Source organism: Flagellimonas amphidinii, from assembly GCF_013090115.1.
Lineage (GTDB): Bacteria > Bacteroidota > Bacteroidia > Flavobacteriales > Flavobacteriaceae > Flagellimonas > Flagellimonas amphidinii.
In genome coordinates, this window is record NZ_JABFNN010000017.1 from 22,417 (window position 1) to 35,005 (window position 12,589).

Consider the following 12,589-nt stretch of genomic DNA (forward strand, 5'->3'; position numbering starts at 1 on the left):
TTTTTTGATTGATATTGTATGCTTATAAGACTGGCCAAATATTCTTTTGTTACACCTATTTTGAAATTTTTATAAAAATTAGAATCTTTCTCAGCCCAGCTATAGGTGGGGTTTCAACGGAAACCATCAGTAAAATTCAGGACTCCCAAAGGTTAGTGGTTTTCATAAAAAATTGAGTGTTAATAATTATTTAACAGTCAATTTTCATGTTTTTTAAGTTCTTTGGTTCTACCAGAATGCACAAACCGACTAAAAAATGATCAAAAAACAGCTCTTCAGATATATTTGTTTCATCATTTTCATAGGAACTTTTCAACCCGCCCAAGCACAACTTTTCAAAAAGAAAAAAAACACTGCTGAACAAAAAAAAGATTCTAAACCCAAAAAAGGGGATATTCAACCTTATGAAAAAGTGATTACCAAAGAGGCCAAAACAGATAATGGTCTTTTTAGTGTGCACCAAGTTGATGACAAATATTTCTATGAAATTCCCGATTCCTTATTTAATAGGGAAATGTTAATGGTGAGCAGAATTTCAAAGACTGCCACTGGAATTGGTTTTGGTGGAGGTAAAATCAACACGCAGGTATTGCGTTGGGAGAAAAAACCAAAAAAGGTCTTGTTACGTGTAGTTTCTTACGGAAATGTTGCCGCTGATTCATTACCTGTTCATGAGGCAGTGGTCAATTCCAATTTTGAACCCGTTCTTTTTGCCTTCAACATAAAGGCCCTCAACAAAAAGGACTCCCTCAATCCTGCTACAGTCATAGAAGTAGATCCATTGTTTTCAAAGGATGTGAATGCCATTGGTATGCCAGATGGGCATAGAAAACGTTACAAAGTGAGCCGTTTAGATGGGGAACGAAGCTATATTGAGTCCCTAAAAAGTTATCCCTTAAATATTGAAGCACGTCATGTAAAAACCTACATAGCCAAAGAACCCCCAAGCAATGCCAGTACGGGCTCTATTTCCATAGAAATTAATAATTCTATGATTCTGTTGCCCAAGGAACCTATGAAACGTAGGTACTTTGATGAGCGTGTGGGATGGTTTGCCAGAGGTCAAGTAGATTATGGTTTAGATGCCCAGGAAAGCAAAACGATTAGGTATTTGGACCGTTGGCGTTTGGAGGTCAAAGAAGAGGATATTGAAAAATATAAAGCTGGTGAACTGGTGGAACCCAAAAAACCTATCATATATTATGTAGATAGAGCTACGCCTAAAAAGTGGGTTCCTTATATAAAACAAGGTATAGAAGATTGGCAAGTGGCCTTCGAAGCAGCTGGCTTTAAAAATGCCATTATTGCCAAAGACCCGCCTACTCCTGAGGAAAATCCCGAATGGTCGCCAGAAGATGTAAGGTATTCGGTGGTCCGCTACTTAGCTTCCCCCATTCCCAATGCCAACGGCCCCCATGTAAGCGATCCTAGGAGTGGTGAAATTTTGGAATCCGATATCAATTGGTATCATAATGTAATGACTTTGTTGCGAAACTGGTTTTTTGTACAAACAGCTACCATCAACCCTAATGCACGTAATGTAGCATTCAAAGATGAAATTATGGGACGTTTGATTCGGTTTGTGTCTTCGCATGAAGTGGGCCACACCCTCGGTCTTCCACATAATATGGGAAGTAGTGTAGCATATCCTGTGGATTCACTCAGGTCTGCAAGTTTTACCCAAAAATATGGCACCGCTCCATCCATCATGGATTATGCAAGATTCAACTATGTGGCACAGCCGGGTGATGATGGGGTAGCTTTGATGCCCAATATTGGCTTGTACGATAAATATTCCATCAGATGGGGCTATAAACCCATATTGGATGTATCAGCAGAGGAAGAAAAACCTATTTTGAACAGTTGGATACGTGCTCATGAAAATGACCCTATGTACCGATTTGGACACCAACAGATAGGAGATATACATGACCCCAGCTCACAAACCGAAGATTTAGGGGATAATGCCATTAAAGCTAGTATATATGGTATTGAAAATTTAAAACGTATAGTCCCAAATCTGATGGAGTGGACCACAGAGGATGGCAAAAACTATGATGACCTTGAAACTTTATATGGCCAAGTGATAGGTCAGTTTCAACGCTATATGGGACATGTTTCCAATAATATTGGAGGTGTTTATGAGTACCATAAAACTGCAGATCAAGAAGGGGCCGTATATACCCATGTGGACAAGGACCATCAAAAAAACTGTATGACCTTTATGCAGGAGCAACTTTTTGCAACACCTGAATGGTTGATAGACCAAGAAATTTTTAATAAAGTACAATATTCTGGTTCCGTGGAACGAATCAGGGCAGTTCAGGTCCGATATTTGAACAACATTCTTCATTTGGGCAAAATGGCAAGAATCATTGAAAATGAAACCATCAACGGAAATGATGCCTACGGGTTATTGCAAATGACGCGTGACCTACGTCAGGGTCTATGGTCAGAACTACGCAATGGTAAAACCATAGATACATACCGAAGAAATTTGCAAAAAGCCCATATTGATCGCCTCGAATACTTAATGACTGCGGAAAATCAGAAAAAATTATCAGATTTTGGAGGTTACAGAAAATCCACAGTGGTCAACACAAGTCAATCTGACATTCGTTCTGTGGCACGAGCAGAACTTAACAATCTTAAAAGAGATATCAGAAACGGTCTTGGGAGAATTTCAGATACCATGAGCAGGTATCACCTTCAGGACGCGTTGGAACGTATAGATGCCATTTTGAATCCAAAATAAGTATTCTTTTTTGTAGGTTTTTACTTCATGTTAAGCAGGTTTTTCAGAAGACCATGCATTTTGTCGATTATACCATACATTTCATCCCCTTCACATCTAAAAATGAACGTTTCGCAACATATGATGGGGATTAAAAAATGGTTTCCCTAATTTAGTAGTCCCAAATCTCAAAATCATGACCTACAAAACAAAAAGCCTTATCTATTTTGCCTGCTTTTTTGCCGCCTGTCTATTCTATTATGGTATAGAAGAGCAAGAAAACTTCACAAATCAATTAGATTCCAAAACTTTCGTTGAAGCTGATTATGAGGATGTTGACGAACTTTTGGAAGAAACCCAAAATGATTTTGAAGAGGACCAAAAGTAGTCTTCTACAATCCTCTGTTAAAAGCTTCATAAACCTTGAATGATGGTTAAACCATTGGTCACAAGTCATGTCCAATAACCAAATCATTTAATAATAAACATATGAAACGATTAGCAGTAGCATTGATGCTTTTGACCACAGTAGGGGTCATGGCACAAAGACATGAAGGACGCCAAATGCGGGAAGTCGAAAAAATGGATATGACCGCTGAACAAATGGCAACCCTTCATACCAAAAAATTAACATTAGCCCTTGATTTGAGTCAAGCACAACAAAACCAGATTATGCAAATTAGTTTGGAAGATGCAGAAGCTCGAAAAAGCAAATGGGAAGAAGTTAAAGTCAAAAAAGAAGGTGGGGAATGGACAAAACCTACACCTGATGAGCGATTTGAAATGGAAAATGCACGTTTGGACCGTCAAATTGCCCATCAACAAAAAATGAAAGAGGTATTATCTGATGAACAATACCAAACTTGGAAAAAAATGAAACATAGGAAAGCTATGTATAGCAAAAAGAAAATGCAGGAGAAGGGAAGAAGAGGATAGTGTTTTTTGTTGATTTTAGAAGCCGCGCCAGCCATGTACGCGGCTTCTTTTTTATAATTCTAAACTGTAAACGTAGTATTGAAACCTTCTGTTTCTGTATACACCGAAGATGCTATATTGTCAACAAACCTATAAGAGGCCTGAGCCGATCCATGGCTAAATTCTGCCAATACATAACCTCGTTGTGCAGCATCAAAATATTGAAGACCATCTATCAATAATGCAAATGCTTGTTGAATTCCTGCAATAGTGGTTGGATCAGTACCAAAAATTCCTTCAAAACCTGGTGAAGTAACAGATGGGCATGCAAATTCTTCACCAACCTTGTCACCATTACTATCAGTTAATACATTATGCCAAGCATTATGTGTATCTCCTGCAAAAACCACCGTGTTTTTTCCTTTAAGTAATGCAAACAATTGCTCACGCTCAACAAAATAACCATCCCATGCATCCAAATTATAGGGAACTTGAGCTCCCAAACGCGCTAAATCTGCATCAGTCAAAGTTGGGTCACCGGCCAATGCTCTAGCTTTAAGAGTGGAAAGCTCTGTTATTGCGGTTTGCAATGCTGCCAAAGTTTCAGGGGAGGTATCTCCTCCTGCTACCTGCCCAATCAAAATCAACAATTCAGCTGGCACCAACATTTTACCCATCAATACCTGTTGCCCCAATACCTGCCATTTTGCAGAACTACCTCCTACAGCCCCAGCGGTCCATGCCAGTTGTTCAGCTCCCATCAATCTTCTGGAAGGGTCCAATAATGCAGTTGAGAATCCAGCAAAATCAAAACTTCCATCTGCATTAAAAAAACCTGTGAAACTCAACTGTTGGTCCCTCCCTACAATTCTCGTATCCAACATGACCAGATTAACTAAGTTTCCAAATTCAAAATTCCTATAAATTATTCCTTGTTGATCAGTGCGCACAGGAAGGTATTCGCTATGTACTTGGATGGCTCGTTGCAAACGGGCTTGATAATCCCCTTCGGATGCATCATGGTTTTCAGCTCCATCCTTATAAGCGTCATTGGTAATCTCATGATCATCCCATACCACTATAAATGGTTTTTTCTGATGTGCCAATTGCAAACCTTCATCTGTTCTATATTGCCTGTATCGCAAGCGATAATCTTCCAAGGTCAAAATTTCATTGGATGGGTCATGTTCACGTCCTAAGGAAGCAGTATTTTCATTGGTGCCATAACCTCCAACTTGATACTCATAAATATAGTCACCGAGGTGAAGGACCACATCCGCATCACTATTGGCTATCGCATCATAAACATTGAACAACCCCGCTGGGAAATTACTACAGGAACAGATGGCCAATTTTAAATTATCCAAAGCATCATTAGCTTGTGGCAGTGTGATGGTCTCTCCTATTACCGATCTCTCCCTTAAATCCAACTGCATAAATCTATAGTAGTATTTACCGTTGGGTTCCAGTCCGGTCACGTCCTGTACTATGGTAAAATCATTCTCGGCAGAAGCATAACACGTTCCTTTTTTCACAATACGCTTAAAGTCTTTATCAGTGGCCACCTGCCAATTGATTTTGATGTAATCCCCAACTTCGGAAGTCGTAGGAGTAAAACGAGTCCAAATCATAACTGCTGTGGCAATTGGATCGAAGCTACCCACTCCGTGCAAGAATCTTGGAATCCCATCTTTGGGACCATCTCCAAAAAAATCATCTAAATGCTCGCAAGCTGCTAATTGTGAACTTAAAATAACACCTCCTGAGGCCAATATGGATTTAGCCAAGAAGGCTCTTCTTGTTTCAGTTTTTCTTTCCATTTTTAATGTTCTAAGGTTACACTGAAAACTAAGACCAATAGGTACCTTTTTGGTTAGCTGTATATTACCAGAAAATTAAGCTTGAGACGTTTTTTGGGCTTTATGTTAAGTCTTCATAGTGTCTTAACAACCAGAATTACTTGAATATCTTTATTTATCAGTAAACAAACAGATTATTTAAAATATCTACTTTTTAGAAAATATCTAAAATCAACTTAATGGTTGCACAACCGGCGACATCAAAAACTCTACACAATACAACGCCTCTGAGTGGTTGCCCATTCTGATAACGGCATTAACCCAATTTGGAAGCGAGTATTTATATTAAGGCATGCATCAAACAGTTTCGGAATATAGATGTTAGAATAGCTATTGGATTAGGTAAAAAAACATACGCTGCCCAAAAAACAACTGAATCCAATGGAGAGGCATTTGTCAACTCAGGAAAAAGTTTTGAGGCACTCAAAAAATCAAATTTGGAATATTTTACCTACACTTGCTACAACTACTCTAAAAAAGGCAGACCAATGGCCTGCCCTATTTGATCGTTTTTTGATTGAATTTAATTTATGCCTCAACCACAGGGTTCCAAACCCCAGTGGCCACGGTCCGCTTTACATAATCTGAAAAATCGATGGGTTTTCTACCCAAAACCTTTTCAATATCATGTTTTATAATTTGGTTTTCTGGATTGGTCAATACTTCAGAAAATAAATAATTGATCAACCAAACATAATCCGCTGGCACCCCCTGTTCTTCCATAATTTTAACGTAAGCCGGAAGCGATATAGGTGTAAAGGCTATTTCCCTACCTGAAGCTTGTGCAATTTCCTCCACAACTTCTTTAAAGGTCAATAATCTGGATCCTGTAAGCTCGTAAATTTCTCCATTGTGCTCTTCCTTCAACAAAGCTTCCACAGCTACATCAGCAATATCGTCTGCATCCACATAAGGAACTTTTACATCTGCGTGTGGCAATGCCACGAAGCCATGGAGAATTGGCTCTAGAAAAAAGCTCTCGCTAAAGTTTTGATTGAACCAACTAGCTCGTACAATGGTATACTCCAAATCAGAATTGATAACCACTTGCTCACAAAGTTCCGCTTCTCGCTCACCTTTTCCTGAAAGAAGAACTACTTTTTGTATGCCATGTCTTTTAGCTTCTTTAATCAATCCCTCAATGGCTTCCAAGGCTCCCGGCACAGCCAAATCAGGTTGAAATGTGATATAAACCTTATCCATTCCTTCCAAAGCTGTTGACCAAGTTTCTGGTCTGTCCCAGTCAAAGGAAGGGTTGGTCCCACGGCTACCAATTCGCACATTGTGCCCTAAAGATGTCAATCGCTCTGCAATTCTGCGGCCTGTTTTTCCAGTACCTCCCAAAACTAAAATGTTATTTTTCATGATTTTTAAATTTTTGATGTTACTATTTTATTTAATGATGGCTGCTATAGCCAATAATCCAAATGCAATGGTTGATGTTATGGTTCTGATTCCGTGAAAGCGGTTCCAAGGTTCCTCAAATTGTTTGCGAAGATTTTTTAACTCTTCGGTTCCACTATTTAAAAGATTTGTTCTATCCAGTATTTCATTCAAAGGAACATTGCCAAATATGGTGACCAATGCCACTCCTATCAGATAAATTGTAGCTGCAATCAAACTCAACCAAAACACACTACCGTATCCTGATTTATTTGCAAATGCACTTAAGAAGGACATAAATACGGGGCCAAAAAACACCACAAAGAAGGTCGGGTTTAATATGCTCCGGTTCATTTGTTGAAAAGATCTTAGATAAGCCAAGTCGTCAAGATTTCCAATCCCTGGGGTCACGGCATTGCCCCACGTAAAACAAAGTCCAGATGTCATTCCTGTCAAAACAATTGCCAGAACCAAGATTATATTTCCAAAACTGATTTCCATGATACTATTATGAATGGGTTAATGATACTTTACGGCGTGGACGAACTTTTATATACCAATACAGGACGGCAACCAACACAAACTCAAAGGCAATCAGCCAAAAATCAGCAGAACCAAAAAAGCTGGCATAACTTCCTCCAAAAGGAGCGATCAACACGGGAACCGTGATCAATGCATCAAAAGTGGCACTGGTAAGAAGCATTAAAAGCCCCAATTTTACCCCATGCATGGGTTCTACTTTCTTATAGTAAAGCCAAGCACCCATCCATACCAATGGAGGTACAACCAAAGCTAAACCAATGTTGGCCTGTAAATAACGATCTTCCATTAACGGCAACTCATAAATGGTCGAAAAGGCTGAAACCCCAAGAACCCAAACCAAGGTTCCGATTAAAAGTGCTCTTATTGTTTTCATTTCACCTGTTTTTAATGATTACAGGACAAAACTACTTTACGAACTATGCAGGCATTTGTTCAAAACGGAGGAAGATTTGTTCGAAAAGGATAACTTTGGTCATCATGGCATTTACCCTCATAAATATCCGCAGGTGGCGCATTCTTAGATTCTATATTGTTGGCTGGACATTGGGCTGTGTGTTTTTGAGCATTGTTAGAGGTGTTGGCACAAAAGAATTGGGCAGTCTAGAATTCGATTTCGCTTCCAGTATGCTCATTGCCTTTACCCTTGGCCCTGTATTAGGGTTGGTCTCTGGACTGGCACAGATAATTATTGAAGAGCGCATATACAAGTTCATGTCCATCTATAAACTGATATTGATTCGGTTTGTTTACATTATCATTTTCATCGTATTCATGGTTTTTGCGGCCTATAGTATATATCAATTGCTTTTTGGGACCAATTTAGGTATCATCAACTTTGCTTTTGATAGAGGAAGTGGGGCCATTTATTTTTACATGCTTTCTGTTGATTTCTTTCTTACGGTTACCAGACAAGTAAATTTAATGCTGGGTGAAGGTAATTTAAGAGGTCTACTGCTTGGTAAATTTTACACTCCACGTGAAGAGGAACGTATTTTTATGTTTTTAGATTTAAAATCTTCCACTCCACTAGCTGAAAAGTTAGGCCACGTTGAATACAGTAGATTGATACAGGACTGCTTTAACGATCTAGGCATTGCGGTTTCAGATGATGCTGAAATCTATCAATATGTTGGTGATGAAGCTGTCTTGACCTGGAAAATGAGGGATGGGTTAAAAAATCAAAATTGTCTAGCCACGTTTTACGAGTTTAAAAAGCAACTGGGGCATAAAAAAAATTATTACGAAGAAAAATACGGTTGCCAACCTATTTTTAAAGCTGGGATGCATGCGGGCATTGTTACCGTAACTGAGGTTGGAAAATATAAAAAGGAGATTGCCTACCACGGGGACACCATAAATACCGCAGCACGAATACAGGGGCAATGCAACACCCTAGAAAGTGAGTTGTTATTGTCCGATTTCCTCAAATCAAAATTGAAAACCGATAAATTTCAATTTACAACCAAAGGCAGTGTCCCTTTAAAAGGGAAAAAAGGCAAAGTTGGTATTTCTGCTGTACATCAAAATGGAATTAACTCCTGATTTCACTTGGCCTAAAACCATATTTTTTGGCAAAGGCATTGGAGAAAGAGCTTAAACTGTCATAACCCACATGCCAAGCTGCTTCTTGTACTGTAGCTTCTTGATTACGAATAAGCTCGTGCGCCTTGGTCATTCGTTCATTCTGAAGGTATTTGAATACTGGAACCCCAAAAAGCTCCTTAAAATTCTTCTTCAGTTTAAAACTGTTGAGTCCGATCTGTTTAGAAAGTTCAGATAATGATGGAGGGTTCTCTAAATTACTGGAAAGAATTTCTTTAGCATAGAACAACTTCTCACGTTCTGATTGTTTTACGGGTTGCTTTTCCATGGCTGCCAACTGCCCAAAAAAGTGCGAAAGCAATGCGGTGACCTGACTTCTGAAAAACATCATTTTGGTCTTCCCTTCATACGTGTTATGAAAAATTTGATTAACGATGGATTCCATTTCAGGTGTCATATAAAACTTAGGACCCTCCACGTAGTGATCCGAAGGGTTTACCAATTGTTCCAACATCTGGGCAAATAACTCGCCTTCTTCATTGGGCAACTGGGCAAGGTTGGAAGGTGACGTTGCAATCAAAATACATTCCAGCGGTTTGTCCGCCGAAACAGTATGTTCAAAATTAACTTCTGCATCCGCATAAAAGGAAAGTGCCAAACCCTTACTGTGTTCGTAATCTTTCCGTTTTCCTTTGTATTTTACAGCTAAATCCACATTTCCAGATCCATAAAATGCAACAGCAATGACCGGCTCATCAAAGGCACAGGTATCAATGGTTACCTGATTAGAGTTAGCTTCCTCAACCAACACGATAAAATCATTGATATTCAATAACTCACGAACCATCCCAATTCTTATTAACTATTTAAAATTAAACATTTTGAATTGATCCTTCAACCCCAAAAATTCACCTGGATTCTTTTTTACCAACACTTCGAGACCGATATATCACATCAAAGGCAAATTGCTAAAAATTCCGTAAAATGAAAATAGTTTTTTGAGGTAAGAAAAAAACATCTATTTTTGTAGACGACTGGTCTAATATAAATATGGAAACAGCAAAAGAATCAACTTTACATCGTATTTTAACCATAGGAGGCAATCTTATCATACAAAAAGGTTTCAATAATGTGGGACTCAATGAGATTTTGAGTGCAGCGGATATTCCCAAAGGTTCTTTTTACTACTATTTTAAAAGTAAAGAAGATTTCGGGTTACAAGTCATCAAGAATTATGGCAACGAATCCTATACATTGGTTGCTTCTTACCTCAGGGACAAGAGCAAAAATCCAAAAGAGCGTTTTATGGGTTTTTTCAAGGATATCAAATCAGTTTACGTTCAAAAACAATTTACAGAGGGATGTTTGTTGGGGAATTGCAGTTTGGAACTTAGTGATGTGAAGGCAAGTTATGCTTTTGGGGTTTCCAACGAGTTGAAACGTTGGGAAGATTTGTTTGAGGAATGTATCCAAGAAGGTCAAAGGGATGGAAGTATTGGAAATCAATCCGACTCCAGAAAACTGGCCAGCTATATATTGAACAATTGGGAAGGGGCAATTTTAAGAATGAAATCACAAAAAAGTGAAAAACCACTCTCCCTCTTTATAGAATTTACAAATGAGTTGTTAATCTAATTTTTTTTATTTATTTAGTAGACGACTGGTCTACTTTAAATCACATTTATTATGAAAAACATTGTAATCACAGGAACAAGCAGTGGCTTTGGATATTTAACGGCAATATCAGCCGCCAAACAAGGTCATAAAGTATGGGCTACCATGCGAAGCCCCAACGGAAAGAACGCAGGAAAAAAAGAAGAATTGGAACAATTGGCAAAGGATGATAACTTACTCCTTAACGTATTGGAACTGGATGTGACCGACTCTGCCTCCGTGGATCAAGCTATTGCCCATATCGTGGCCCAAGACGGAAAAATTGATGTCTTGGTCAACAATGCCGGGGTCATGTTCGTAGGTATTACCGAAGCTTATAGTTTGGAGCAAATACAAAAACAGTTTGATGTGAACTTTTTTGGCATTGCAAGAATGGTTAAAGCAGTAACGCCACACATGCGTAAAGCAGGGAACGGACTTATCATCAATACCACATCGTTGGCGGGCAGATTGGCCTTCCCTTATTTCGGAGTGTATTGTGCAAGCAAGCATGCCGTTGAAGCTTACTCGCAATCCCTAAGCTATGAACTAGCTCCATTTGGTGTGGAAGTCAGCATTGTTGAGCCAGGTCCTTTTGGTACTAATTTGTTGTTCACAGGACCCAAAGAAGCCGACCAGAATGCTTTAGAGGGTTATGGCGAATATAAGGATGTCCCCTTGGCAATGCTCAAAAATTTTGAAAGTTTTTATGAAACGGAAGATGCATTAGATCCTCAATTGGTTGCGGATGACATCTTAAACCTCATTGAGATGCCCAAAGGTGATCGACCTATCAGAACCGTATCTGGAATTGATTATGGTACCGTGGAATACAATGCCAAGACACAGCCCATCCAAGATGCATTGGTAAGTGAAGCACTGCAAATGGGGAACTTGCTGCAGGTAGCACAAAACTGAAACCAGAACGCAAATGAAATAGAGCCAAAAATCGCTAGGTTTTGGCTTTGGATGGTGCATTCTTTTGTGATAGGTTCGAATGCGATGTTTTATTTGTGAGGAAGTGGGGCTTCGCGCCCCACTTGTTTCCTATTTCATCTTACAAAGAGACCACCCAATGATGTTGGAATATAAACGTATTGATCTTTTTGGGAAGTTACTGTTTGAGACAGCGACCATTCAACCTCCATTCAAGGTACCCAATCCCATGAACAATGAAGCCTGCTTCCTACATATAAAAGAAGGAGGCTACAATTCCATTTCTGAAGACGAATTCATCACAATAAATACCAGGCAATCCGTGTTGATGAAATGTGGAAATTATGTCGGACAGATGCTACCAGACAAAAAAACGGGCAAATACCAGGCTGTAGCCGTGCATTTTCATCCAGAAGTACTCAAAAAAATTTATGCCAATGACATTCCAAGTTTTTTGGTGAACTCCAATACTAAACCTTCTGTCTCCAACATGGCCTTGATGGAAGCTTCAATCCCTGTGGACAAATATGTGGAAGATATTCTTTTCTACTTTGCCAATCCGCATTTGGTCAACAAGGACATCCTCATATTAAAGACCAAGGAAATCATTCTTTTGTTGATGCAGACCCAAAATGCTCCAAAGGTGCTCCAAATTTTGGAAAACTTATTCACGAAACGCACCGTGGATTTTAAATCTACCATAGAATCCCACTTATTTTCTGAAATTTCAATCAATGAACTTGCCCAACTCAACCATATGAGTATTTCTTCCTTCAAGCGAAAATTTAAGGCCACATACGGTCATCCCCCACTTCAATATATTCTTTCAAGACGGTTGGAAAAATCTAAAAATCTTTTGGCCATATCCGACAAATCCATTGGAGATATTGCATTTTCATGTGGATTTAAAACCATCAATCATTTCTCTAAAAAATTCAAGGAAAGCTATCAAATTTCACCTTCGCAGTACAGATTGAGCTTATCAGATAAATAGTTGAACTCCACATCAAAAAGATTTCCATGG

The 12,589-nt window shown here is 39.0% G+C and carries 12 protein-coding genes; 7 read left to right on the forward strand and 5 right to left on the reverse strand.

The features are described 5' to 3' along the window. Positions 1-256 precede the first annotated feature (256 nt). The 3 genes from HJC33_RS00515 to HJC33_RS00525 all read left to right on the forward strand — a co-directional run bounded on the left by HJC33_RS00515 (position 257) and on the right by HJC33_RS00525 (position 3,670). A complete protein-coding gene (locus HJC33_RS00515) occupies positions 257-2,755 on the forward strand; it encodes a zinc-dependent metalloprotease (protein ID WP_171656832.1) in 2,499 nt (832 codons plus the stop codon). Between the two features lie 175 nt (positions 2,756-2,930). Further along, entirely contained in the window at positions 2,931-3,122 is a 192-nt protein-coding gene (locus tag HJC33_RS00520) for a hypothetical protein (RefSeq protein ID WP_171656833.1), read from the forward strand. A 101-nt stretch (positions 3,123-3,223) separates the two neighbouring features. Beyond that, a complete protein-coding gene (locus tag HJC33_RS00525) occupies positions 3,224-3,670 on the forward strand; it encodes a hypothetical protein (protein WP_171656834.1) in 447 nt (148 codons plus the stop codon). 59 nt (positions 3,671-3,729) lie between these two features. Here the strand turns inward: HJC33_RS00525 and HJC33_RS00530 are convergent, their stop codons facing one another. The 4 genes from HJC33_RS00530 to HJC33_RS00545 form a co-directional block, all read right to left on the reverse strand. After that, positions 3,730-5,469, reverse strand: coding sequence for an alkaline phosphatase D family protein (locus HJC33_RS00530; RefSeq protein WP_171656835.1), 1,740 nt, complete (start codon positions 5,467-5,469; stop codon positions 3,730-3,732). Between the two features lie 567 nt (positions 5,470-6,036). Next, positions 6,037-6,873 carry an NmrA family NAD(P)-binding protein gene (locus HJC33_RS00535; RefSeq protein ID WP_171656836.1) on the reverse strand — a complete coding sequence of 279 codons (837 nt, stop codon included), beginning with the start codon at positions 6,871-6,873 and terminating at the stop codon, positions 6,037-6,039. Between the two features lie 27 nt (positions 6,874-6,900). Beyond that, the gene (locus HJC33_RS00540; protein WP_171656837.1) at positions 6,901-7,392 is read right to left on the reverse strand and encodes an anthrone oxygenase family protein; all 492 of its coding nucleotides are present in this window, start codon (positions 7,390-7,392) and stop codon (positions 6,901-6,903) included. A gap of 7 nt (positions 7,393-7,399) precedes the next feature. Then, the gene (locus HJC33_RS00545; protein ID WP_171656838.1) at positions 7,400-7,807 is read right to left on the reverse strand and encodes a DUF5367 family protein; all 408 of its coding nucleotides are present in this window, start codon (positions 7,805-7,807) and stop codon (positions 7,400-7,402) included. Between the two features lie 104 nt (positions 7,808-7,911). On the opposite strand from HJC33_RS00545, the gene HJC33_RS00550 reads away from it, so the two are divergent. Continuing rightward, a complete protein-coding gene (locus HJC33_RS00550) occupies positions 7,912-8,976 on the forward strand; it encodes an adenylate/guanylate cyclase domain-containing protein (protein ID WP_171656839.1) in 1,065 nt (354 codons plus the stop codon). On the opposite strand, the gene HJC33_RS00555 is transcribed toward HJC33_RS00550, so the two are convergent. Continuing rightward, a complete protein-coding gene (locus tag HJC33_RS00555) occupies positions 8,966-9,823 on the reverse strand; it encodes a helix-turn-helix transcriptional regulator (protein WP_171656840.1) in 858 nt (285 codons plus the stop codon). The two genes, HJC33_RS00550 and HJC33_RS00555, sit on opposite strands and share 11 nt — an antisense overlap. Before the next feature lie 203 nt (positions 9,824-10,026). Here HJC33_RS00555 and HJC33_RS00560 point away from each other — a divergent pair, with 203 nt between their 5' ends. The 3 genes from HJC33_RS00560 to HJC33_RS00570 all read left to right on the forward strand — a co-directional run bounded on the left by HJC33_RS00560 (position 10,027) and on the right by HJC33_RS00570 (position 12,559). Then, a complete protein-coding gene (locus HJC33_RS00560; protein ID WP_171656841.1) occupies positions 10,027-10,611 on the forward strand; it encodes a TetR/AcrR family transcriptional regulator in 585 nt (194 codons plus the stop codon). 51 nt (positions 10,612-10,662) lie between these two features. Then, positions 10,663-11,547: an SDR family oxidoreductase gene (locus HJC33_RS00565; RefSeq protein ID WP_171656842.1), complete on the forward strand. Its 885-nt coding sequence runs from the start codon at positions 10,663-10,665 to the stop codon at positions 11,545-11,547. A 157-nt stretch (positions 11,548-11,704) separates the two neighbouring features. Then, complete coding sequence (locus HJC33_RS00570) at positions 11,705-12,559, forward strand: helix-turn-helix transcriptional regulator (protein ID WP_171656843.1); 855 nt, start codon at positions 11,705-11,707, stop codon at positions 12,557-12,559. Positions 12,560-12,589 lie beyond the last annotated feature (30 nt).